The sequence below is a fragment of the Mesorhizobium sp. B2-5-11 genome (assembly GCF_006440835.1).
In the GTDB taxonomy this organism is placed as follows: Bacteria; Pseudomonadota; Alphaproteobacteria; order Rhizobiales; family Rhizobiaceae; genus Mesorhizobium.
In genome coordinates this window covers 305,925-329,537 of sequence record NZ_VFUK01000005.1, presented here as the reverse complement: position 1 = coordinate 329,537, position 23,613 = coordinate 305,925, and the positions used below count along the sequence as shown (strand labels likewise).

Below are 23,613 nucleotides of genomic sequence, written 5' to 3'. Positions count from 1 at the left end.
CGAAGTCAGTCGGCTCAGCTCCCCAGTGCGGTCTTGATGGCCGCTGCCGCATCGCCGCCGTCGAAGGTGGTCACGCCGGCGATCCAGGGTGTCACGGCATCCGGATTTTTCTTCAGCCAGTCGGTGGCGACAGTCTGGGCGTCGCCGCCCTTGAGGATGGCGTCCATCAACTGGCCTTCCATGTCCAGGTTGAACTTGAGGTTGGCAATGAGCTTGCCGGCGTTCGGGCACTCGGTGGTGTAGCCCTTGCGCACATTGGTGTGGACGGTGGCGGCACCGAAGCCGCTGTCGCCCATGCCGTCGAGATAGGTGATCTTCATGGCGCCCATCACCGGGTGCGGCGTCCAGCCGAGGAAGGCGATCCACTCATTGTTCTTCATCGACTGCTCGGCCTGCGTCAGCATGCCGGCCTCCGAGGATTCGACCAGTTCGAAGCCTTCGAGATTGTCCTTCGGGTTCTTGATCATGTCGAGGATGATGCGGTTGCCGTCATTGCCGGCCTCGATGCCGTAGATCTTGCCGTCGAACTTGTCCTTGAACTTGCCGAGGTCGGTGAGTGTCTTGACGCCGGCATCCGCCACATAGGTCGGCACGACGATGCCGTAGCCGGCGCCGGTCAGGTTCGTGCTGATGGTCTCCACCGAACCGTCGGCCGTGTAGTCCTTGATGTCGTTGGTCATCGACGGCATCCAGTTGCCCAGGAAGACATCGAGGTCCTTGTTCTTCAGCGACGCCATCGTCACCGGCACCGACAGTTGGATTACCTGCGGCTCGTAGCCGAGCGCCGTGAGCAGCACCGAGGCGATGCCGGTCGTCGCCTGGATATCGGTCCATCCGACATCGGAAAGGCGTACCGCCTTGCAGCTAGCCGGATCCCCGGCGAAGGCAGCGCTCGTCGACAAGAAAGCCGCAAGGCCGAGGCCTGCGACGAAGGAATTCATACGCGACATGAACTTTCTCCCATTTCGATTCTTTGGCGAGGCGAAGTCACGGTTTTTGTGCCCGCCTTGTTTCGTCAGCCAAACACCATTCTCGTGCGGTTTCAAGCATTAAGGCAATCACGATCAACGGCGCTGGCTGGCCGATCAGCGACACGTCAGCCGCTTTTTCCATGCGAGCCGGCTTTTTTGGTGGAAGGCCTGCCAGGGGCCTTCCCCGGGCCCGGCCAAGTGGGCTTAAAAGGGCGCCATGGCCAAACTGTATTTCCACTACGCGACGATGAATGCGGGCAAGACGACGATGCTCCTGCAGGCGTCGTACAATTACCGCGAGCGCGGCATGACGACGATGCTGTTCGTCGCCGGCCACTACCGCAAGGGCGACACCGGCCTGATTTCGTCACGCATCGGACTGGAAACGGAAGCCGAGATGTTTCGTGACGGCGACGACCTGTTCGCCCGCGTCGCCGAACATCATCAGCACGGTGCCGTGCATTGCGTCTTCGTCGACGAGGCGCAGTTCCTCGAGGAGGAGCAGGTCTGGCAGCTCGCCCGGATCGCCGACCGGCTCGACATTCCGGTCATGTGCTATGGCCTGCGCACGGATTTCCAGGGCAAGCTGTTTTCCGGCTCGCGCGCGTTGCTGGCCATAGCCGATGAGCTGCGCGAAGTGCGCACCATCTGCCGCTGCGGCCGCAAGGCGACGATGGTGGTGCGCCTCGGCCCCGACGGCAAGGTCGCTCGGCAGGGCGAACAGGTGGCGATCGGCAAGGACGTCTATGTCTCGCTCTGCCGTCGCCATTGGGAAGAAGAAATGGGTCGCGCCGCCCCCGACGATTTCATCGGCTTTGTCGCGCCTTGACCGGGCTGTGGCATCACGGCCGCCACACTTGCCGCCATCGATCGGCTTTCGCGATCCCGCCACGATGCAGCGTTTGTTAAGGCCCCGGTCCTATTCTGCGTCCTCTCGTTCCAGCCAGAACTCGTCGGGGATAGCCATGTTTCGAGCCGCTTCGTCTGCCGCAGCCTTTCTGCTTGCCGGCGTCCTTGCCGCCCATGCCGGCGGCGATCCGGCACTGGGCAAGAGGGTCTTCAACCGATGCATGGCCTGCCATGAAGCAGCGAGCGACCGCGACAAGGTCGGCCCGCATCTGATGGGTGTCGTCGGCCGCGCCGCCGGCAGTGCCGAGAGCTTCCTCGGCCATTACTCCGAAGCGATGAAGAGTGCAGGCGCCGCCGGTCTCGTCTGGGACGAGGCCAACCTCGCCGAGTATCTGAAGGCGCCGCGGCAAAAAGTGCCCGGTAACAAGATGGCCTTTGCCGGCCTGAGCAACGACGAGGACATCGCCAATGTCATCGCTTATCTGAAGGCCGATCCCAAGCCCTGAGCCAGGATTATTCCGTCCCCGCGACGGACGCCGAGCTGCCACCGTCCTCACCGCGCTCAATGCTCCGTCGGATTTCAGGCATTCGTGGCAGCGGGGGACTGAATGCCTGGCCGACATCCGCCGACGTTGAAGTTCAATGACAGTTGAACCACGCGTATTCCAAACGATCCTTTCGCCATGATCGCGGATCGATTGCGTTTCAAGGGCGTGGGCAACGTTTTTGTTTTCGAAGCGCCCCTGTCTTCACGTCTTTCAATCCCCTGAAGCCCCACATATATTCGCCGCTGTTCGCAATCAGCGACCTGATGCCGGAGCGGGAGGCCCTTATGGCGACATTGCAGAATTTCGATGCCGAAATTGCCAGGACCAAGCAGGTCGTCCAGGACATGCGCACCAAGATAGACCAGTCCGGCGCCGTGCTCGACAAACTTGCCACCGCCGACAAGAAGATCGGCGACGCCAATTTCGACATCGAGAACGCCCGCATCGAAGACGTGCTGAAGCAGCAGAAGGTGATGGAAGGCAACATCGCCGACCTGATCATCGGGCTGGAGGACGCCACCAACGTCTTCGGCGCCGAGTTCGAGAGCATGAAGAACTACACCGGCTGGGAAAACTTCATCGGCATCTTCTCCAGCCAGCGCAAGCAGCGTCTGCGCACCGATCGCGTCCGCAACATGTCACTGGCCGGCAACCTGCAGGAACTGCTGGCCAAGTCCGACACCATCGTCGGCATATTGAAGGCGCAGAAAGAAGTCCTCGACCAGCGCTACAAGACCTCCGAGACCAGCCTGTCGCAGGTTATCGAGCGCCGCAAGGCCACCATGTCCAACCTGGAAACCGTGCAGAAGCGCATCGAGGAGCTCAATCCGATGCTGCTCGACATCGAAAACAAGATCGCGGCCTCCACCAGCCAGAAGGAACGCACGCAGCTCGAGGGCGAACGTTCCAAGCTCGCCACGGAATACAATGAGAAGCAGGCCAAGGAACAGGAATTGCTGGCCGAGAGCCAGACGCTGGAGCGCTACACCTCGATGTTCCAGACCTTCGTCGATTCGCTCAACAACCAGATCGCAGCACAGTCGACCCTGATCAACAAGCTGACCATCGACACCGAGCAGCGCATCGTCCTCTACAAGGCGCTGGAGGATTCGCTGAAGACCGCGGCCCAGCAGGACGTCGCCCACAAGATCAACACGCTGGGCAGCCAGGTCGACAATACCGCCGAGGAGACCATGGCCGGCATTGGCGCCGCCTCGCAGAAGCACATTGGCGACCTGCTCGAGATGCATGAGAAGAACATGGTTGCCACCGCCGATATCCAGCGCCGCAAGAAACTGGCCGACGACGCCTTCGCCCGCCGTTTCGACGAAGTGCTGAAGAAGCACAATTCGGCCAATTACGTGCAGTCGTAATTGCCGCCCGCACCGGTGCGACAATGCCATGGCCAATAGCATGACCTCCGAAAACGACGCGGCGGCGCGGTATTTCTCGGCAATCACGGCAGCGCTCAGCGGGCTGGAAGTGTTCATGCGCGACGATCGCTCGCCGCTCTACCGGCACGGCATCGTCGCCAAGATCGTCGCCGAATACATCGCCCGGCTCGACAAGTCGTTCTCCTGCTGGCGCAACCGGCTGGGCTTCATGGACACGTTCCGCATTTCGCGCGCCGAAAGCGGATTCCCGGTGTTCCAGAACCTGCTTGAGCTCGAAAACGACCGCCGCCAGGCTGACACGCGGCTCGCCAACATCCCGCTGGCCGACGAATTGCGCGAGGAGATGGCCGACTTCATCCTGCGCCACAAGGAATTCCCCCAAGCGCTGCAGAAGTCGATGGCCGAGAGGCTTTATCTCGAGGACGTCAAGAGCGAGCAGACCTTCGGCCCCTTCACCCTGGCGCAGACGGCCAAGGTTTCCGTCAATCCGAAGACGGCGCGGCCCTACTACCTCGTCCATTGGGCGACCTTCGACGGCAGCGCCAACCTGCCGCTGGTCTACATGGTGACGGTGGAAGATTCCTCCGAAGACATGATCCGCCAGCTCGTCGACCGCAATGGCAAGCTCAACGACCAGATCGACATTCCATTGCCAGTCGATGGCCTGCTCAATCCCGAGCTTGCCCATCGCTTCGACGATTTCACCGAAAAGAACTCGGCCTACACGCTGTCGCCGGCAACCATCGCCGTCAACCTCGACAAGGACTTCGAGCCGCTGCACCCCAAGCAGCTTCGGCGCGTCGTGCTCGGCCCCTTCTATTCGGCCGGGATCACCGACAACAATTCTACGGTGACCGAGGTTCTGGCCAAGGTGCGCAAGCCGGAGAACGCCTGGCTGCTGACCTGGACCATCCAGGAGGTCTATTCCAAGGGCGAGAAGCCCGGCCGCAAGGGGCTGTTTTCGAGCGAGAAGACGACGCAGGAGTTCTTCATCAACACCGACGACCTCGAGGCCGCGCGCCAGGGCGTGTCGAGCTACGAAAACCACGCATTGATCCCGCACGAGGCCTACCAGGCGCTCTATGCCGCCGGCGAGGCGCAGAAGATCTTTTCCGGCTACAAGGTCCATATCCTGTCCAACGGACAGGTCATCTCGGACGTCTGACCGTCACACCACGGAGCAACCTTCATGGATACCGGCCTGACCACCATCCCGGAAGCGGCGATCGAGAAGCACCGCGCCACCGCGCAGAGCTTCATCACCCGCATCGTCGTGCTGGAAGACCCGTCCAGCTCCTCCGGCTCCGCGCTTGCCGGCACCAATCGCCGCTTCGTCTCCACCGTCTCGGTCGGTTCGGTGCGCCGCACGCGCGAGGTCGAGCTGGCGAAGACCGTCGGCGCCGTTCACCCCGACGACCAGTTGCTGACCATCCCGCAGCACACGCTTTTGTTTCGTGCCCGGCGCGGTACGGCGCTCGCGCTCGCCATATCGGATGTTTTCGCCGAAGGCTCGGATCTCGAAAGCCTGCAGGCCAGGAACACCCGCGCTCCCCTCGAAGGCGACGAGGCCGCCACGTTCAAGAAGCTTCTGTCGGCCTCGGCTTACATTGCCGCCTTCAGCCTGTCCTCCTATCTGTTCCAGCTCATCGACAGCGACGGCGAGGCGCCCAACGACATTCCCGAGCCGGATTTCCTCTTCGACACGCCGCAGGACGCGGTGAAGTCGATCCTGGCCGGCCTCGACAAGGCGATTTCGGGCGCATCCGACGATGCCGACCTGATGACCAGGGCGCGCGCCTTCGCCCGTGTCGCCATTGACGGCCTCCTGGCGCGAAAAGGCCGCTTCGACGGCATCGGCCCATTCGAGAACGCGCATATCCGCATCGATGCCGACGATTTCACGCTCGACGGCTTCGACGTCGCGCCGGGCAAGCGTTCCAAGCCGCTGGTGATGTCCTTCAAGAAGCCGGAAGAGGTCGTCGGCAACCACATCGCCAAATATCAGTCGGTCAAGCTCGCAAAGATGCTGATGGCCTATGATTTCGAGCGCGAGCTGAACCCGTTCGTCGAGCTCGGCGGCTTCCTGTTCACCTTCATCGGCGACGGCGCGCCGGGCACCGGCAAGACGACCCTGATCCAGATGATTGCCGGTCTTGTCAATGGTTACTGCCAGGTCGCCGGTTATCCCTTCGCCTACGAGAATTTCGGCGTCGACCAGATCTCGTCATATCAGGGCAAGTCCGGCCAGAACTGCCGCCAGTTCATCAACAATGTATTGAACCCGCGCGTCATCGGCTTCGGCACCATCGACGACATCGACCAGGTGGCGGCGCGCCGTTCCGACGACCGCGCCTCGGCCGGCCAGCAGGAGATCACCGGCGTGCTGATGGACGCCTTCGCCGGTGCCGCCACAGTGGTGCGCGGCAACTGCTCGTTCGGCATGTTCTCCAACTATCCCGAAAATGTCGACGATGCGCTGCGCCAGCGCGCCGGCGCCCGCTGGCTGGTCGACGGGCCGCAGACGCGTGACGATTACATCGACATTTTCGTGCTGCTCGCCGGCAAGAACCACAAGATCCCGCTCGGCGACCACGAACTCTACGCCGCGCAGGAGATCCAGCGCGCCGTGGCCGAAGCCTATGAGGAGCACGAGAAGCCGCAGGAGGACGGGCTGATGCGGGTCCATGAGCGCTACATGAAGGAGAATGGCGCGCCCAAGACCATGGCCGACATCGGCACCTATCTGCACCTGATCAAGCAGGCCGAGCCGCGCTTCACCGGCCGCGCCATCAAGAACGTCACCGACGCCATCAAGATGCGCGCCATGGACATCGAGCTTCCCGACGACTGGTTCGAAAAACCAGAGGTTTTCATGCACAAGAGCTATGACGAGAAGAAAGTGATGATCGAGCAACTGCGCGGCCCGTTCTCGATGGACATGGTCATGCAGGAGATCAACCGCTACGCCGACAGCGAGTTCCGCTACTCCGACAAGTCCGACGACTCCGCCGTGGAAAAGCTGCTGCGTGACGCGCGGCTGCGCGAACGGGCAGCGCGTGAGATGGAGGAGATGAAGAAAAAGGGGCTGTGGAATGCGTGATGCGCTCCGGCCTTTCCTTCTCCCCTTGTGGGAGAAGGAATAATGGCCCGCAAACCCGATCTCCTGCGCGACAACGAGCTCATTTACGGCCGGCTGCTCGTCGTCGACGAGCCGCATCTCATCGAGCGCTACAACAAGGCGCTTGCCGCCTTTGGCCTCGAGCCCACCAAGCTGAAGAGCTTCCAGATCGACCGCACCGGTTTTTCGCCGGAAGTGGCGGAGGAATGCGGCGACTACGGCTACCTCGATCCCAATGAGGTCAACCGCCGCTTCATCATCCTGACGCCGTCGCAGATCGACCTGCCGGTGGTGCACACCGCCTTCTCCAACACCTCGCAGCTGATGTTCGAGTTCATGTCCAGGAATCAGCGCGCCATCGACGCGCTGACCATCAAGGATGTCATCTACGGCGAGATCGAGGATTCCATTCCCAAGGTCAACGATATCGAGGATCTGCTGTCGATCAACCAGGTCGAGTTCAAGGTGCTGTCGGCCGAAGATGTGCTGGGCAAGGCCGCGGAGCTCGGCAAGCTCGTCGACCGCCTGAAACAGGAGCCTGACGCCTGGCGCGACAACGCCATGCTCACCCGCATGGTGGAACTGGCCAAGATCTGCGGCGACATCCGCGAGAACGCGCTGGTGCCCGACCAGGTAATCTTCCGCCACAACGCCTACTGGACCAGCCATTTCGGCGGGCTCTACGTGTTCGTCGACCCCGACATGACGACCGTCATCAGCGATCCGGCGGCCCCCGGTTTCCGCCGCTCGCGGCCGTGGCAGGTAAGCTATCTCTCGATCAAGGACGCCGACAAGGTGTTCAAGTTCCTCGCCGCCACCGGCCGCATCGAACTGCCGCGCGCCTCCTGGATCGAAGCCTCGGGCTATCTCGAGCACCGCGCCGAGATGGTGGTGCGTGCGCTGATCCGCGACGCCGAGCCGAACCGCAATCTGACCGACGTCGACAAGGTCTGGCTGCAGACCTGGATCCAGGGTCATGCCGACCTGATCACCAGGGACGGCAATTTCCCCTTCCTCAACGCCGCCAAGCGCGAGATTGCCCAGCTCGGCCATCTCAAGATCGAGGATGTGTTCCCGCAGCAGCGCTTCCTGGTGGTCCGCGCCAAGCCCGACCATCCCGACGCCTGGCTGACCAACCGGCTGATCTCGGATTTCGTGCCGTCGGACTTCGTCTCGCGCTACGTCTTCAACAAGCAGGGCTTCTACAAGGACTATGAGGACTTCAGCGACGCCTGGCGATCGCATGTTGTGGACATTCTGAAAACCACATATCTGAAGGACAAGGTGGCGTTCCGCACGCGCCTTTACGGCCTGACTGACTAGAACGAAACCGGCCGTCATTTCGTTCTAACTTGTTGTTTTGGCGCATGATGTTATCCAAAAAGTCCGCAACTTTTTGACATTATGCTTTGAGGGGGTGACACAGCCATGCTCGATCCGATCGTGAACTTCTTCGTCAGGATTTTCCAATGGATCGGCCGCGGCATCGGGCTTCTGATCGGCGTCATCTTGTGGCCGTTCATCTGGGCCGGGCGCTGGTATACGCAGCGCGGTTGGATCCTCAAGGCCGTGCTCGGCCTCGCCTTGCTCGTGCTGCTCGGCCTCTATGCCAATTTCTTCTACGCCACACAGTGGTGGAACAATTTCAACCCGAACTATCCCGACACCTACACGTTCGAGAAGCGCAACATCTCGGCGGGCGAACAGGTAGCCGCCGGTGCCGGTGCCGACACTGCCAGGACCTGCGGCAACTCCGGCATCGCCCAGATTGCCGCCGATTTGACCGACTTCAACGTCAACCAGAATGCCTGGATCTCGTCGATGATCCTCTACAAGCTCGGCCTGTTCGGCATCAGCTGGGACAACACGCCGTGGATGGATAACAAGGCCTCGTTCCAGCGCGGCATCAACCAGGCGGTGCGCCGCACCGCGACCGAGCTCGCCGACAATCTCGGCCGTGTGCGCACGACATCGCAGATCGACGCCGACCTGCAGGATGCGCGCGGCAATCTGCAGTTCGACGAGTACACCTGGTATTTCGGTGTAAGCCCGTTCGGCCCGAAGACGCCGACCCCGAGCTATTATCGCGACGCCGTGCGCAAGCTGCGCTCCTTCAACGCCCGCCTCGCCACCTGCCAGGCCACCTTCGATGCCCGCGCCGACAATCTGAAGCAATATATCGACCGTATCGCCAGCGATATCGGCTCAACCTCGGCCATCCTCAAGGAACGTGCCGAAAACCACAACAATGGCTGGTTCGATTTCCGCGCCGACGACCGCTACTGGTTCGCCTATGGCCAGCTCTACGCCTATTACGGACTGATGAAGGGCGCGCAGGCCGACTTCGAGGACGTCATCAAGGAAAAGCACCTGCAGAGCCTGTGGGATACGATGGACGCGCAGTTCGTCTCAGCGCTGCGCATCCAGCCCTTCATCATCGCCAATGGCCGCGAGGACGGCTGGCTGCTGCCCACGCATCTGACGACCATGGGTTTCTATGTGCTCAGGGTGCGTTCCAACATGGTCGAAATCAGCAACGTGCTGACGCAGTAGGGCCGGTCGGCCCAATGCATGTCACCCAAAAGTGGTCCGGCCTGGGAAGAACGATATGCATGGAAACAAATGCCTGAAGCGCGATGCGCTTTAGGCCGGCGATGGCGGATTTGCGCCGCCGTGTCTGTCGCATTCCGTGCATTGCGCGGCTGTTTTGAGACGGCGGACGCGTCCCCGCTCTGGCTTCTATACGGCGCGGCAAGCGGAGCCAGAAAGAACCGGAGGCAGGTCGGCCCGCCGCAGAGGAATTTTCTTCATAGGAAACATAGTTGCATGAAAGTTGACGCCACGGCAGCGAGAGGGCTAGAACATGCCCTTGCCCGCGCGGCGTATCGAACATGCACCAGTGATCAACCCGTCCCCTCCACCGTCCAATCCAGAGGAAAGCCGTCATGGCAGAAGTGAAGTCCGACATCGAGATCGCCCGCGGTGCGAAGAAAAAACAGATCCAGGAGATCGGCGCCAAGATCGGCATCCCGACCGAACACCTTTTGCCCTATGGCCATGACAAGGCGAAGGTCTCCGCCGAATTCATCAAATCGGTGAAGGGCAACAAGGACGGCAAGCTGATCCTGGTCACCGCCATCAACCCGACCCCGGCCGGCGAAGGCAAGACGACCACCACCGTCGGCCTCGGCGACGGCCTGAACCGCATCGGCAAGAAAGCGATCATCTGCATCCGCGAAGCCTCGCTCGGTCCGAATTTCGGCGTCAAGGGCGGCGCGGCCGGCGGCGGCTACGCGCAGGTCGTGCCGATGGAGGACATGAATCTCCATTTCACCGGTGACTTCCATGCCATCACCACCGCGCACAACCTCCTGTCGGCGTTGATCGACAACCACATCTACTGGGGCAATGAGCTCGGCATCGACACCCGCCGCGTCGCCTGGCGCCGCGTCATGGACATGAACGACCGGGCGCTGCGCGAGATCATCTGCTCGCTCGGCGGCGTCGCCAACGGCTATCCGCGCGAGGCCGGGTTCGACATCACCGTCGCTTCGGAGGTCATGGCCATCCTGTGCCTCGCCACCGACCTGAAGGACCTGGAGAAGCGCCTGGGCGACATCATCGTCGCCTATCGCCGCGACAAGTCGCCGGTCTATGCCCGCGACCTCAAGGCCGACGGCGCCATGGCCGTGCTGCTCAAGGACGCCATGCAGCCGAATCTGGTGCAGACGCTGGAGAACAATCCGGCCTTCGTGCATGGCGGCCCGTTCGCCAACATCGCGCATGGCTGCAACTCGGTGGTCGCCACCACGACGGCGCTCAAGCTTGCCGACTACGTCGTCACGGAAGCCGGCTTCGGCGCCGACCTCGGCGCGGAAAAATTCTTCGACATCAAGTGCCGCAAGGCCGGGCTGAAGCCGGCGGCGGCGGTCATCGTCGCCACCGTACGCGCCATGAAAATGAATGGCGGCGTCAAGAAGGAAGACCTCGGCAAAGAAAACATCGAGGCGGTGAAGAAGGGCTGCGCCAATCTCGGCCGCCACATCGAGAACATCAGGCAGTTCGGCGTGCCGGCGGTAGTCGCCATCAACCACTTCTACTCCGACACAGATGGCGAAATCCAGGCGATGAAGGATTATGTCGCCTCGATGGGCGAAGAGGCGATCCTGTGCAAGCACTGGGCCAACGGCTCGGCCGGCATCGAGGATCTCGCCAAGAAAGTGGTGGCGCTGGCCGAATCCGGTGCCTCGCAGTTCGCGCCGCTCTATCCCGACGCCATGCCGCTGTTCGAGAAGATCAACACCATCGTCCAGCGCATCTATCGCGGCTCGGAAGCGATCGCCGACAAGTCGGTGCGCGACCAGTTGCACGCCTGGGAGCAGGCCGGCTACGGCCACTTGCCGGTCTGCATGGCCAAGACGCAGTATTCCTTCTCGACCGACCCGAACCTGCGCGGCGCGCCGACCGGCCACACCGTACCGGTGCGTGAGGTCAGGCTTTCGGCGGGCGCGGGTTTCGTCGTCATCATCTGCGGCGAGGTCATGACCATGCCCGGCCTGCCCAGGGCGCCGTCGTCGGAAAAGATCTTCCTCAACGAAGCCGGCCAGATCGAAGGCCTGTTCTAGAAATCCTCAATTCCAAAAAGTGCTAAGGGCGCCGCAGCGATGCGGCGCCCTTTCTGTTTCCGGAAATTCCTACGCAGCGTTGCGCGACAGTGCCCGCTGGTTGGAGCCGAAGATCGTGTCGCGTTCCGGCAAGGTGCCGGTCTTCAGGCATTCGATCCATTCGGCGGTCTTGAGCACCGCGGCGAAGCGCGACTGCAGGATGATTGTCACCACGCGGTGGATCTCCTCGGCCGAGGCATAGCCGGCGCTGTTGGCGTAAGGCACCGAGCCGGTCGCATCGGACAGGAACTCGACGGCAAAGCCCATATGCACGGCGTGGATGATGGTCGACAGGTCGCAATTATGCGTCATGTAGCCGACCACCACGATCGTATCGATGGCGTTGGCGCGCAGCCACTCTTCGAGATCGGTGCCGGTGAAGGCGGAAGGCAGCGTCTTCTCGACATAGTGGTCGCGTGGCCGCCTCGATATCTCGGGATGCAATTCCGCGCCATGGCTGCCCTTGGCGAAGATTGGCGACGTCTCCGGCGCCATCTGCTTGACGACCACCACCTTGATACCGGCCGCTGCTGCCATGTCCATGGCGCGCGCCACGTTGACGACGCTGTCGCGGAACGGCGGATACTGGATGGCGAGATTGCCGCCGTCATAGTCATTCTGGACGTCCACGACGACGAGCGCGCGGCGCGGCGTCTTGCTGGCTGGTTCGGATATGATGCATTCCTTTCAGGCTTGATGTGATGCCCGAGCATAGGTCCGCCACCATCGGGCGAAAGTGGCCCGATTGACATCATTCGAAAGAATTGGGACAATCCGCCATAACCCGCGCAGAAATCCCTGGCACAGACATGACCCACCCGATCGTCGCCATCCTCGCCTTCGACGGCATCAGCCCGTTCCATCTCTCCGTCCCTTGCCTGGTGTTCGGCGAGGATCGCACATCGTTCGGCCTGCCGCGCTTCGACTTCCGCATCTGCGCGATCGGGGCCGGGCCCGTCCACACCGAGGCCGGGCTGAGCGTCGCCGCGCCGCATGGGCTTGAGGGGCTCGACGGCGCCGACATCGTCATCGTGCCGAGTTGGCGGGATCTCGAAGACCCGCTGCCGGAACCGCTGACCCAGGCATTGCGGCGGGCCCACCGCAGTGGTGCCCTGATCGTCGGCCTTTGCCTGGGAACATTCGCAGTCGCTGCTGCCGGACTGCTTGGCGGTCGGCGTGCGGCCACGCATTGGGCCTATGCCGAGCGGCTTCAGAAGCTTCATCCCGACATCGCGGTGGACGCCGAGGTGCTCTATGTCGACAATGGCGACGTGGTGACGTCGGCCGGCGTCGCGGCCGGGCTCGACTGCTGCCTCCATATCGTTCGCGCCCGCTACGGCGCCGAGGCAGCACTGCGGCTCGCACGGCAGATCGTGCTCTCACCGCACCGGCAAGGCGGACAGGCGCAGTTCATCGAGCGTCCGCTGGCGAGGAGCGCCGATACCGACAGGTTCACACAAGCACTCGACACCGTGCGCGCGACGCTCGGCGAAGCGCACAGCCTGGACCGCGTCGCCGAAGCCGCCGGCCTGACCCGGCGCACCTTCACCCGCCGCTTCCAGAAATCGATCGGCACCAGTTTCGGCGATTGGCTGATCGAGCAACGGCTTGAACTGGCGCAGCGTCTGCTCGAGTCGACGGAAAAATCGATGGACGTCGTGGCCTTCGAGGCCGGCTTCGGCAGCGCCGCTTCGCTACGCCAGCATTTTTCGGCGCGTCTCAGGACCTCACCGGCGCAATACCGGCGTGAATTTTCCAGGCGGGCCGACCAGGGCGACCGGTCGCCGCACGCGCTTTCGCACTGAGCGACCGCCGGGCACTCAACCGCGTTTGACCGCCCGCGCCGGATTGCCGACCACCGTCATGTTCGCGGGCACGTCGCGCGTCACCACGGCGCCGGCGCCGACGATGGCGCCCTCGCCGATGCTGACGCCGCCGAGGATGACGGCACTGCCGCCGATCCAGGCATCGGCACCGATCTCGACCGGCCTGGCGATTTCCAGCCCGGCTTGTCGCCCCGCGGCCTCCCTGTGATGCTCGGCGCAATAGATCTGCACATTGGGGCCGAGCAGCGTTCCCTTGCCGATGCGCACGCTTGCCGTGTCGAGAATGATGCAGCCGGCATTGAGAAAGACGCCGTCCCCGAGAAAGATGTTGAAGCCATAGGCACAGTGGACCGGCGCCTCGATGCGGGCGCCCTCGCCCGCGCCGCCGAGCAGATCCCGCAAGGCAGGCCCGATGTTGCCGCGCTGACGGGGCGCAAGCGAATTGTGCTCGAATACGGCGCCCGCAGCCACGCCGCGCAGCGCCTCCAGTTCGTCATCCATGCACGTATACCACTCGCCCGCCGCCATTTTTGCGCGTTCGCTCTCAGCCATGCGGTGCCTCCGTCATCATTGCCACGCACCGTTGCGGCGTAAGAGAGCGCCTATGCAAGTACTGGCCAAATACCGGACCTATGGTAGCCTGCCTTTTCAGGGCTGTCCCGGCCCGGGATCGAGGGGGATGAACATGCTTTACATTCTTGCACTTCTGATCGGGGTCATTGCCGGCCTGCGCGCCATGACCGCGCCGGCCGCCGTCGCCTGGGGCGCCTGGCTCGGCTGGCTGCCGGTTGCCGGCACCTGGGCAAGCTTCATGAGCCACTGGGCCGCTGTCGGCATTTTCACTATTCTGGCTATCGTCGAGCTGGTCACCGACCAGTTGCCGTCGACGCCGAGCCGCAAGGTGCCGCAGCAATTCGGCGCCCGTATCCTGCTCGGTGCCTTCAGCGGCGCCGTGATCGGCGCCACTGGCGGCGCCACCATCGCCTGCCTGATCGCCGGCGCCATAGGGGCCGTCATCGGCACGCTCGGCGGCGCGGAGGCGCGCGGCCGGTTGGCGGCCGCCTTCGGCAAGGACCAGCCCGCGGCCTTCATCGAGGACGCGGTCGCGATCGTCGGCGGCCTCTTGATCGTGGCGGCGGTGGCATGACGGCGAAAACCTTCGATGCCATCGTCATCGGTGCCGGCCAGGCCGGCCCTCCGCTGGCCGGCCGGCTGACCGCGGCCGGCATGAGCGTGGCGCTGATCGAGCGCAAGCTGGTCGGCGGCACCTGCGTCAACACCGGCTGCATGCCGACCAAGGCCATGGTCGCCAGCGCCTATGCCGCGCATCTGGCGCGGCGCGCCGCGGACTATGGCGTGACCCTCTCCGGCCCGGTCGGCGTCGACTATGCCAGGGTCAAGGCGCGCAAGGACAAGGTGTCGAACGACGCCCGCGGCAATCTGGAAACCTGGATCGCCGACATGGATAAATGCACGCTCTATCGCGGCCATGCGCGTTTCGAATCCGCCAACACGGTGCGCGTCGGCGATGATCTCCTAACCGCCGGCAAGATCTTTCTCAACACCGGCGGCCGCGCATCGTTACCGGATCTGCCCGGCATTCACGACATCGACTTTCTCACCAACTCTTCGATGATGGACCTCGACGTGTTGCCGCGCCACCTCGTGGTGGTCGGCGGCAGCTACATCTCGCTCGAATTCGCGCAGATGTTCCGCCGCTTCGGCGCGGAGGTCACGATTATCGAAAAGGGCTCGCGGCTGATCGGCCGCGAAGACGAGGATGTGTCCGACGCCATCCTGTTGATCCTCGAAAACGAAGGCATCGCGGTCCATCTCGGCGCCGACGCCATAAGCTTCGCCAGGCAGGGCGAGGATATTGCTGTTGCCTTCTCCGCCGGCAAGCCGCCGGCCGTCGGCTCGCATGTGCTCCTGGCTCTGGGGCGAACGCCCAATACCGACGATCTCGGCCTCGACCAGGCCGGCATCGAGGTCGACAAACGCGGCTTCATCACCGTCGACGACCAGTTGCGCACCAGCGTGCCCGGCATCTGGGCGATGGGCGACTGCAATGGCAAGGGCGCCTTCACCCACACGTCCTACAACGATTACGAGATCGTTGCGGCCAATTTGCTCGACAATGATCCGCGCAAGGTCACCGACCGCATCGAGGCCTACGCTCTGTACATTGACCCGCCGCTCGGCCGCTGCGGCATGACCGAGGCGTCAGTGAAGAAGTCGGGACGCCGCGCGCTGGTCGGCCAGCGGCCGATGAGCCGTGTCGGCCGCGCCGTCGAGAAAGGCGAGACGCAAGGCTTCATGAAGATCCTCGTCGACGCTGACACAAGGGAAATCCTCGGCTGCTGCGTGCTTGGCCCCGGCGGCGATGAAGCCGTGCATTGCGTGCTTGACCTGATGTATGCCAAGGCGCCTGTGGACACGCTGGCGCGCGCCATGCACATCCACCCCAATGTCTCGGAACTGCTGCCAACCATCGCCCAGGAGTTGAAGCCGCTGGTCTGAACTCCGGCTTCAGCGGTCGGTTCGGCCGCTCGGCCGGGTTCGGTCAGGGTCGTTTAGGCAGCACGGCATAAGCACCGCTGCCAGTGCCTCTTTGCTCTCCGCTTTCTGCATTGCTGCATTGCGGCAATGGCGCTTGTGCGCCATGGGGCGCTCGCGCAGTTTCCATTTGAACCGATCCAGTCTGGACTTCCCATGCCTTTGCCGATCCTTGCGCTTGCCATTGCGTCCTTCTGCATCGGCACCACCGAATTCGTCATCATGGGTCTGCTGCCGGAGGTCGCCGCCGACCTTGGCGTGACCATTCCCGCGGCCGGGCTGCTGGTCACGGGCTATGCGCTGGGCGTGGTCTTCGGCGCGCCAATCGTGGCGATGGCCACCGCGCATCTGCCGCGCAAGCCGGTGCTGGTCGGACTGGCCGCACTGTTCGTCGTCGGCAACCTGCTCTGCGCCATCGCGCCCAATTACTGGATGCTGATGGGCGCGCGCGTCTTCACCGCCTTCGGCCACGGCGCCTTCTTCGGCATCGGTTCGGTCGTCGCCGCCAGCCTGGTGCCCCGCAACAAGCGTGCCAGCGCCATCGCGCTGATGTTCGCCGGCCTGACGCTGGCTAACATCCTCGGCGTTCCCGCCGGAACGGCGCTTGGCGAAGCCTTCGGCTGGCGCGCCACCTTCCTGGCGGTGGTCGGCATCGGGCTGATCTCGGTCGCGGCGATCGCTTGGCTAGTGCCGCCGGATGTCACTGAACCAAGCGGCGACGGCTTGCGCGGCGAATTGCGCGTGCTCGGCAAGCTGCAGGTGTGGCTGGCCATGCTGATCGCGGCGCTCGCCTCAGCTAGCCTGTTTGCCGTCTTCACCTACATCAAACCCTATCTCACCGACGTGTCCGGCCTCTCGACTTCAGCGGTCACCTGGGTGCTCTTGCTGTTCGGCGCCGGCATGACCATCGGCAACATCATCGGCGGCCGGCTGGCCGACTGGAAGCTGATGCCGACGGTCATCGGCACGCTGCTGCTGCTGGCGGTCCTGTTTGTCGGCTTCATGCAGTTCGGCGCTATCGCCAGTGTCGCCATAGGCATCGTCTTCCTGTGGGGCATGCTCGTCTTCGTCGTCGTGCCGCCGTTGCAGATCCGTGTCGTGGAAGCCGCTTCCGAGGGACCGAACCTTGCCGCCACGCTGAACCAGGGCGCCTTCAATGTCGGCAACGCCAGCGGCGCCTGGATCGGCGGCGTGGCGCTCTCCTGGGGCGTTTCCTATGCCAACCTGCCGCTGGTGGGCGCGGCACTCGCTCTGCTGGCGGTCGCCGTAGCCGTTGCCTCGCGGGCACTGGACCAGCGCGCTCCGGTCGTCACTCTTCAACCTGCCGCGCAGTAGCTGCTTGCGCCCATAGCGCGACAGCCTGGACCAATCGACAAGCGCACAGTCGAAGAGGCATGTCTTCTCGCCTCTCGACGGAGAAAGACCCCATGCAGAAATCGATCGAACGCATAGCCGGCGACAGCGAAGGGGTTTCCTACGAATTCCCGCTGTTTCGCTTCGCTGGAACCGACGAATCCGCGCCTTCGGCCTACCTGCAGGCAGCACTTCATGCCGGCGAACTGCCCGGAGTCGTCGCCATTGACGCACTGATGCCGATGCTGGCCAGGGCCGAGGCGGAGGGGCGCATCAAGGGCGACATCACCATCGTGCCCTGGGCCAATCCGATCGGCCGCGCCCAGTATCATTTCGGCGAACATCAGGGCCGTTTTCATCTGGGCACGCGCACCAACTTCAACCGCGGTTTCCCGCTGCTCGCCGCGCCCGACACGGCACTCCTGCCCGACACCGCGCATGGCACGCCCGACCAGCGGCTGAAGACGAGACTGGTGCAGCTTTCGCTCGGCCACGACATCGTGCTCGACCTGCATTGCGACGACGAGGGTCTCTCCTACCTGTATGTCCACACAAGCCTGTGGCCGGCAATGGCCGACTGCGCCGCCGCCATGGGCGTCGAGGCGGTGGTGCTGTGGAGTGAAGACACGGACGGCACTTTCGAGGGCGCCTCGATCATGCCCTATCAGAACGTTCCCGCCGATGTGGCGAAGCTCGGCCGGCGCGTCGTCACGACGGTCGAATATCGCGGCATCCTCGATGTCGATGGCGCGTTCGCGGCGTCGGACGCCGCGGGGCTCTACCGGCTGCTGGTGGCGCGCGGCGTGGTCGCCGACCCGGCCCTGCCCTCACCCGGTGCCTTCACCGGGGTTGTCGCGCCGCTCGAAAACATCGACATGATGCCGGCGCCCCGGGCGGGTGCCGTGCTCTATGACGTGGAGCCCGGCGACCGCGTCGCCAAGGACACGCGGCTTGCCGTCATCGTCCACGCACCGGGCGAAGCCGATGGCCGCACCGAGGTGTTCGCGCCGCAGGCCGGCATCGTCCTGACCCGGCGCTCGCGCCGTATCATCCGCGCCGGCGAGGATCTGTTGAAACTGGTGGGCGACAGGAAGAGCGCCGACGCAAGGTCCGGCACACTGGAAGATTGAGCCTCCATCGAATCCAGTTGCGCGGTCGCTCAATCGCCGCTATGGGAATCGCCATGAACATGCGTTCGATCAAGACCGTTTGGTGGTGGGCCTGCTGACAGCGGCCTGTTCGAACGCGTGCGCGTGAAAAGAGAGGGTGGCCGCAGCGGAATGTCCGGGCGGCCATTTGTTTTTTCCAAGCCATTCCCGGGTCCGTTGCCCAAGAAGCTGATGGAGACGGCAATGACGATGAAGGTTCTGGACAACGGCGCAGAGAGTTTTGTGACCGGGGGTGGCATCACCATCACCCGCGAGCGCCACGACCGGCCCTATGAAGGCGCCATCGACGCCTATGTTGACGGGCTGAATGCGCGCCGGGGCGCGGTGTTTTCTTCGAACTATGAATATCCCGGCCGCTATACGCGTTGGGACACCGCCATCATCGACCCGCCCCTGGTGATCTCGGCGCGTGGCCGGTCCATGCGCATCGAGGCGCTGAACCGCCGGGGCGAGGTGCTTCTGCCGGTCATCATCAAGACGCTCGGCGATCTGCCCGAGATCACGATCGCCGAGGCGTCGAAAAAGCTGATCCGCCTCGACGTCGCCAAACCGGGCCGTGTCTTCACCGAAGAAGAACGCAGCCGCGTTCCTTCCGTCTTCACGGTTCTGCGCGCCATTACCGCCTTGTTCAAGACCGCCGAAGACGCCAATCTCGGCCTTTACGGCGCCTTCGGCTACGACCTCGCCTTCCAGTTCGATCCGGTCGACTACAAGCTCGAACGCAAGCCAAGCCAGCGCGATCTCGTGCTGTTCCTGCCCGACGAGATCCTGGTCGTCGATCATTATTCGGCCAAGGCCTGGACCGATCGATATGACTACGCCGGCAAGGGTTTTTCGACCGAAGGCCTGCCGCGCGACGAGATCGCCGAGCCGTTCAAGACCGCCGACCGTATCCCGCCGCGCGGCGACCATGAACCCGGCGAATACGCCAATCTTGTGCGCCGCGCGATGGACAGCTTCAAGCGCGGTGACCTGTTCGAGGTCGTACCCGGGCAGATGTTCTACGAACGCTGCGAGACCCAGCCCTCCGAGATTTCGCGCAAGCTGAAGTCAATCAACCCCTCGCCCTATTCCTTCTTCATCAATCTGGGTGAAGGCGAATACCTGATCGGCGCTTCGCCCGAAATGTTCGTGCGCGTCAACGGCCGTCGTGTCGAGACCTGCCCGATCTCGGGCACGATCAAGCGTGGCGACGACGCCATTTCCGACTCAGAGCAGATCCTGAAGCTGCTCAATTCCAAGAAGGATGAATCCGAGCTCACAATGTGCTCGGATGTCGACCGCAACGACAAGTCGCGCGTCTGCGAGCCGGGTTCGGTGCGCGTCATCGGCCGCCGCCAGATCGAGATGTATTCGCGGCTTATCCATACGGTTGACCATATCGAGGGCAGGCTGCGCGAAGGCATGGACGCCTTCGACGCGTTTCTCTCGCACGCCTGGGCGGTGACCGTTACCGGCGCGCCGAAACTATGGGCCATGCGCTTCATCGAGCAGAACGAGAAGAGCCCGCGCGCCTGGTATGGCGGCGCCATCGGCATGGTCAATTTCAACGGCGACATGAACACCGGCCTGACACTGCGCACCATCCGCATCAAGGACGGCATTGCCGAGGTGCGTGCCGGCGCCACATTACTGTTCGACAGCATTCCCGAGGAAGAAGAAGCCGAAACCGAACTGAAGGCCTCCGCCATGCTCTCCGCCATCCGCGACGCCAAGACGGGCAATGCCGCCAGCACCGAGCGCACCACCGCGCGCGTCGGCGACGGCGTCAACATCCTGCTCGTCGACCATGAAGACAGCTTCGTCCACACGCTGGCCAATTACTTCCGCCAGACCGGCGCTAATGTCTCGACCGTGCGCACCCCCGTGCCGGAAGAAGTTTTCGACCGGCTGAAGCCGGATCTCGTCGTGCTGTCGCCTGGTCCCGGCACGCCCAAGGATTTCGACTGCGCCGCCACCATCGGACGAGCGCGCGCCCGCGAGCTGCCGATCTTCGGCGTCTGCCTCGGCCTGCAGGCGCTGGCCGAGGCCTATGGCGGCGAATTGCGGCAGCTGCATGTGCCGATGCACGGCAAGCCGTCGCGCATTCGCGTCTCCAAGCCCGGCATCATCTTCTCCGGCCTGCCCAAGGAAGTCACCGTCGGCCGTTACCATTCGATCTTCGCCGATCCGGTGCGGCTACCCGACGATTTCGTGGTCACCGCCGAGACCGAAGACGGCGTCATCATGGCCTTCGAGCACCGCAAGGAGCCGATCGCCGCGGTGCAATTCCATCCGGAATCGATCATGACGCTCGGCCACAATGCCGGCATGCGCATCATCGAGAACATCGTCGCCCACCTGCCGCGCAAGGCCAAGGACAAGGCCGCCTAGAGACGATGGTCGAAACGCGGGACACGATGGCGGTCGCGGCGAAGGCCGCGACCAGGCGCAAGGTCGCAAGGCTTGCCTTCTGGTCGATCGTCGTCGCTTGTGTGGTGCTCGCACTCAAGCTTGCCGCCTGGTATATCACCGGTTCCGTCGCACTCTATTCGGACGCGCTGGAATCGATCGTCAACGTCATCGCCTCGGCCGCCGCGTTCTGGGCGATCCAGGTCAGCTACAAGCCTGCCGACCAGGACCATCCGTTCGGCCACCACAAGGCCGAGTATTTCTCGGCCGTCCTGGAAGGCGTGCTGATCGTGGTCGCGGCACTCCTGATCCTGAACGAGGTCTGGCAATCCTGGCTCCACCCCGTCCCGCTCCAGCAGCCTTGGGAAGGGCTTGCCGTCAACGGTGTGGCGACGGTCATAAACGCCTTCTGGGCCTGGGCGCTGATCCGTACAGGGCGCAACGCAAGATCGCCGGCACTGGTCGCCGACGGCCAACACATCATGACCGACGTCGTGACCTCGGTCGGCGTCTTCGCCGGCCTTGTCGGCGCGGTGCTGACCGGATGGCAGATCCTCGATCCGGCGCTGGCCGTGGTCGTCGCGCTCAACATCCTGTGGCAGGGCTGGCATGTTATCGGCTCGTCGATGAACGGGCTGATGGACCGCGCCGTCGATACCCAGGAGCACATGCGCATCCGCGACATAATTTCGGCCAATTGCAAAGGCGCGCTCGAAGTGCACGACCTCAAGACACGCATCGCCGGCCGCGCCACCTTCATCGAATTTCATCTGGTCGTCGATGCCGACATGTCGGTCGGCGCCAGCCATGTCATCTGCGACCGCATCGAGGATGCGCTGCAGGCGGAAATCCCTTCCGTGCGCGTCACCATCCATGTCGAGCCCGATGATGAAGCCAAGCTGCCGAAGGGCACGACGGCGGTGCCGTTCGCGTGAGGCAGTTCACCACGTCTCGATTGACAGAGCTTTGATCCGCTCGAATTCCCGGATATTGCGGGTCATCAGCGTAAGGTTCCGCGCGCGCGCCTGCCCACCAATCAACGCATCGTAGGGACCAATTGGAGTTCCCAATGTGGCAAGCGTTGCCCGAATCTCTCCGGCATGTCTCGCATCTTCCCGATCGAATTCGAGCACAGGAAACAACAGAGCTTCGATACGCGCCAAATTTTCGACCCGTCGCTGGCTCTTTTCAGCACCATAGTGCAGTTCGTGCACGACGATCGCCGAGACGGCAAAGTCCTGCGGCCTATGCCGCTTCAGCAGTGCAAGCAGATCCTCATCGCCCTTCATGACCGCGATGACGGCATTGGTGTCAAGCAGGTAGATCACTTGAAGACGTCGTCCAAGGCAGGTCGATCCTGCCCGTCCTGACGTTCCAGTGCTGCCTCGGCGAAATCATTATCAAGCGGTCCAATCACTTGGTCGAGCCACGCCCAGTCCTGCGCAAGCGGTTCCAAGATGACGGTTTGCCCGTGACGGCGTATCGAGACCTCCTCCGTGTCGAAACGGAACTCCTTCGGCAGGCGCACGGCTTGGGATCTGCCTGACCAGAACACTTTTGCTTTGTCCATCGTGCTATCCTCAAGTGAGATATAGCAAAGATATATCCCTTCGTGCTGACCTAAACAAGGCTCTGCTCAAGGCGCGCAAGCCGATTGCGGCATCGGTTCCAGCCGGTAGATCTTATCGTCCGACTTCGTCTTGCCGTCGGCTGCCTGTGAACAGAAATCGACGATTGCCAGGCTGTTGTTGGTATTGGCCAGCATCATCATGCCGTTGGCGCCGCGCTTGAGGAAAATCTCCTTCTGCGTGATATCGCAGGAGAAATCGCTCATCTTCGAACTCGCCGTGCAGCGCCACTGGTCGGCCTCGCCCTGGCAGGAATACGCCTGCGTGACCTTGCCCGACTTTTGCCGCGTCGTGACCGAAACGGCGATGTCGGCGCCGTCAGGCCAATTGGCAAGGTCGCCGCCCGCCGCGAATGAAGCCAGTTCGACCGGCCCACGGAACACGCGGATCGACTGCGTCAGTTGGTCGGGATGCGAACCGAAATGCGCGGCATCGTAGTCGCGTCCGTAGCAGAAGGCCTGGTCGGGCTTCAGCCGGTCGCGCAGCGGCGGACCCATCGCCGGGTCGATCGGGTCGATGCGGGCGAACTCCGCCTTGCAGGTCGCTGCCGGCATCGGGTCGAGGCGGAAATTGTCGTCCTGCGAGCCCAGCGCCTGCCTATTGTATTCAGTCGTGCCGAGTTCCTCCTCGGAACCGGCATCGAGATAGATATCGGGCTGCAGGTCCGAAAGGATCAGCCGGCCCTTGTCGTCGACTTTCAGCGACGCCAGCGTGCGGTCGCATTCCATGCCGCAATGGATCGGGTTTGATGCGCCATCCTCGGATTGGTGACTACACCAGCCGCCGGCCCATTCCGGAGCCTTGGCGCCACGCACCGTGGTGATGACGAAGCCATTGTAGGACGTGTCGGCATTCGCGGCCGGTTCCTCGTTCGGCCTGCTGACGGGATCATGGCCGTAGTAGAAGAAGATCCGGGCCACCTTCTGCTCCGGATGCGCCTCGAGGTGCTTGGCATCGTAGATGCGGCCGAAACAGGCGTCCTGACCGTTGGGACTGAGTTCGGTGAGCTTGGCCGCCTCGTCGGCGGAAGCCGTCGCGCCCAGCAGGCCCAACAAGGCCGCTCCGGACAGGACGCTTGCCAGTCTCCGTTCGAACGCCATGTGACCCCTCCGCATCGGCAGGACGCGACGCCGATTTATGCTACAC

Annotated in this window: 22 protein-coding genes; 15 read left to right on the top strand and 7 right to left on the bottom strand. The window is 63.2% G+C overall.

Translation table 11 applies throughout. The annotated features are described in order from the left end of the window. Positions 1-14: 14 nt before the first annotated feature. Both FJ490_RS18215 and FJ490_RS33565 read right to left on the bottom strand, forming a co-directional pair. Entirely contained in the window at positions 15-950 is a 936-nt protein-coding gene (locus FJ490_RS18215) for a choline ABC transporter substrate-binding protein (RefSeq protein WP_140496061.1), read from the bottom strand. A gap of 37 nt (positions 951-987) precedes the next feature. Continuing rightward, complete coding sequence (locus FJ490_RS33565; protein ID WP_263483040.1) at positions 988-1,113, bottom strand: hypothetical protein; 126 nt, start codon at positions 1,111-1,113, stop codon at positions 988-990. Between the two features lie 75 nt (positions 1,114-1,188). Here FJ490_RS33565 and FJ490_RS18210 point away from each other — a divergent pair, with 75 nt between their 5' ends. The 8 genes from FJ490_RS18210 to FJ490_RS18175 all read left to right on the top strand — a co-directional run bounded on the left by FJ490_RS18210 (position 1,189) and on the right by FJ490_RS18175 (position 11,505). After that, complete coding sequence (locus tag FJ490_RS18210) at positions 1,189-1,800, top strand: thymidine kinase (protein WP_140516940.1); 612 nt, start codon at positions 1,189-1,191, stop codon at positions 1,798-1,800. Between the two features lie 136 nt (positions 1,801-1,936). Continuing rightward, a complete protein-coding gene (locus FJ490_RS18205; protein ID WP_140657065.1) occupies positions 1,937-2,326 on the top strand; it encodes a cytochrome c family protein in 390 nt (129 codons plus the stop codon). Positions 2,327-2,652: 326 nt separating this feature from the next. Next, positions 2,653-3,741: a hypothetical protein gene (locus tag FJ490_RS18200; protein ID WP_140496064.1), complete on the top strand. Its 1,089-nt coding sequence runs from the start codon at positions 2,653-2,655 to the stop codon at positions 3,739-3,741. 40 nt (positions 3,742-3,781) lie between these two features. After that, positions 3,782-4,927 (top strand): hypothetical protein, encoded by a 1,146-nt coding sequence (locus FJ490_RS18195; RefSeq protein WP_140624186.1) that lies wholly within the window; start codon positions 3,782-3,784, stop codon positions 4,925-4,927. A gap of 24 nt (positions 4,928-4,951) precedes the next feature. Then, the gene (locus FJ490_RS18190; RefSeq protein ID WP_140657064.1) at positions 4,952-6,862 is read left to right on the top strand and encodes an ATP-binding protein; all 1,911 of its coding nucleotides are present in this window, start codon (positions 4,952-4,954) and stop codon (positions 6,860-6,862) included. A 42-nt stretch (positions 6,863-6,904) separates the two neighbouring features. Then, positions 6,905-8,203 (top strand): DUF6638 family protein, encoded by a 1,299-nt coding sequence (locus FJ490_RS18185; protein WP_140666050.1) that lies wholly within the window; start codon positions 6,905-6,907, stop codon positions 8,201-8,203. A 105-nt stretch (positions 8,204-8,308) separates the two neighbouring features. After that, the gene (locus FJ490_RS18180) at positions 8,309-9,433 is read left to right on the top strand and encodes a DUF2333 family protein (RefSeq protein ID WP_140582174.1); all 1,125 of its coding nucleotides are present in this window, start codon (positions 8,309-8,311) and stop codon (positions 9,431-9,433) included. Positions 9,434-9,825: 392 nt separating this feature from the next. Continuing rightward, the gene (locus tag FJ490_RS18175) at positions 9,826-11,505 is read left to right on the top strand and encodes a formate--tetrahydrofolate ligase (protein WP_140496069.1); all 1,680 of its coding nucleotides are present in this window, start codon (positions 9,826-9,828) and stop codon (positions 11,503-11,505) included. A gap of 69 nt (positions 11,506-11,574) precedes the next feature. Here FJ490_RS18175 and FJ490_RS18170 read toward each other — a convergent pair whose 3' ends face one another. After that, on the bottom strand, positions 11,575-12,219 hold the full coding sequence (locus FJ490_RS18170; RefSeq protein ID WP_140666044.1) for a cysteine hydrolase family protein: 645 nt from the start codon (positions 12,217-12,219) through the stop codon (positions 11,575-11,577). 134 nt (positions 12,220-12,353) lie between these two features. Here FJ490_RS18170 and FJ490_RS18165 point away from each other — a divergent pair, with 134 nt between their 5' ends. After that, positions 12,354-13,349: a helix-turn-helix domain-containing protein gene (locus FJ490_RS18165; RefSeq protein ID WP_140728537.1), complete on the top strand. Its 996-nt coding sequence runs from the start codon at positions 12,354-12,356 to the stop codon at positions 13,347-13,349. Positions 13,350-13,364: 15 nt separating this feature from the next. Here FJ490_RS18165 and FJ490_RS18160 read toward each other — a convergent pair whose 3' ends face one another. Continuing rightward, on the bottom strand, positions 13,365-13,922 hold the full coding sequence (locus tag FJ490_RS18160) for a sugar O-acetyltransferase (protein ID WP_140624194.1): 558 nt from the start codon (positions 13,920-13,922) through the stop codon (positions 13,365-13,367). 133 nt (positions 13,923-14,055) lie between these two features. On the opposite strand from FJ490_RS18160, the gene FJ490_RS18155 reads away from it, so the two are divergent. The 6 genes from FJ490_RS18155 (at position 14,056) to FJ490_RS18130 (ending at position 21,774) form a co-directional block, all read left to right on the top strand. After that, a complete protein-coding gene (locus FJ490_RS18155) occupies positions 14,056-14,517 on the top strand; it encodes a DUF4126 domain-containing protein (RefSeq protein ID WP_140666039.1) in 462 nt (153 codons plus the stop codon). Further along, on the top strand, positions 14,514-15,890 hold the full coding sequence (locus FJ490_RS18150) for an FAD-containing oxidoreductase (RefSeq protein WP_140666036.1): 1,377 nt from the start codon (positions 14,514-14,516) through the stop codon (positions 15,888-15,890). Before FJ490_RS18155 ends, FJ490_RS18150 begins: the two co-directional genes overlap by 4 nt. Positions 15,891-16,082: 192 nt before the next feature. Continuing rightward, on the top strand, positions 16,083-17,261 hold the full coding sequence (locus tag FJ490_RS18145; protein ID WP_140496075.1) for an MFS transporter: 1,179 nt from the start codon (positions 16,083-16,085) through the stop codon (positions 17,259-17,261). Positions 17,262-17,353: 92 nt separating this feature from the next. Further along, the gene (locus FJ490_RS18140; protein WP_140524933.1) at positions 17,354-18,409 is read left to right on the top strand and encodes a succinylglutamate desuccinylase/aspartoacylase family protein; all 1,056 of its coding nucleotides are present in this window, start codon (positions 17,354-17,356) and stop codon (positions 18,407-18,409) included. Between the two features lie 222 nt (positions 18,410-18,631). Further along, a complete protein-coding gene (locus FJ490_RS18135) occupies positions 18,632-20,821 on the top strand; it encodes an anthranilate synthase (protein ID WP_140561426.1) in 2,190 nt (729 codons plus the stop codon). A gap of 5 nt (positions 20,822-20,826) precedes the next feature. Beyond that, positions 20,827-21,774 carry a cation diffusion facilitator family transporter gene (locus FJ490_RS18130; RefSeq protein ID WP_140728536.1) on the top strand — a complete coding sequence of 316 codons (948 nt, stop codon included), beginning with the start codon at positions 20,827-20,829 and terminating at the stop codon, positions 21,772-21,774. A gap of 6 nt (positions 21,775-21,780) precedes the next feature. On the opposite strand, the gene FJ490_RS18125 is transcribed toward FJ490_RS18130, so the two are convergent. The 3 genes from FJ490_RS18125 to FJ490_RS18115 form a co-directional block, all read right to left on the bottom strand. Then, positions 21,781-22,167, bottom strand: a complete 387-nt coding sequence (locus FJ490_RS18125; RefSeq protein ID WP_140728535.1) for a type II toxin-antitoxin system VapC family toxin — start codon at positions 22,165-22,167, stop codon at positions 21,781-21,783. Beyond that, a complete protein-coding gene (gene vapB, locus FJ490_RS18120) occupies positions 22,164-22,409 on the bottom strand; it encodes a type II toxin-antitoxin system VapB family antitoxin (RefSeq protein ID WP_140496080.1) in 246 nt (81 codons plus the stop codon). The genes FJ490_RS18125 and vapB overlap by 4 nt, the downstream gene beginning before the upstream one ends. Before the next feature lie 66 nt (positions 22,410-22,475). After that, positions 22,476-23,567 carry a hypothetical protein gene (locus tag FJ490_RS18115; protein ID WP_140728534.1) on the bottom strand — a complete coding sequence of 364 codons (1,092 nt, stop codon included), beginning with the start codon at positions 23,565-23,567 and terminating at the stop codon, positions 22,476-22,478. Positions 23,568-23,613: the final 46 nt, after the last annotated feature.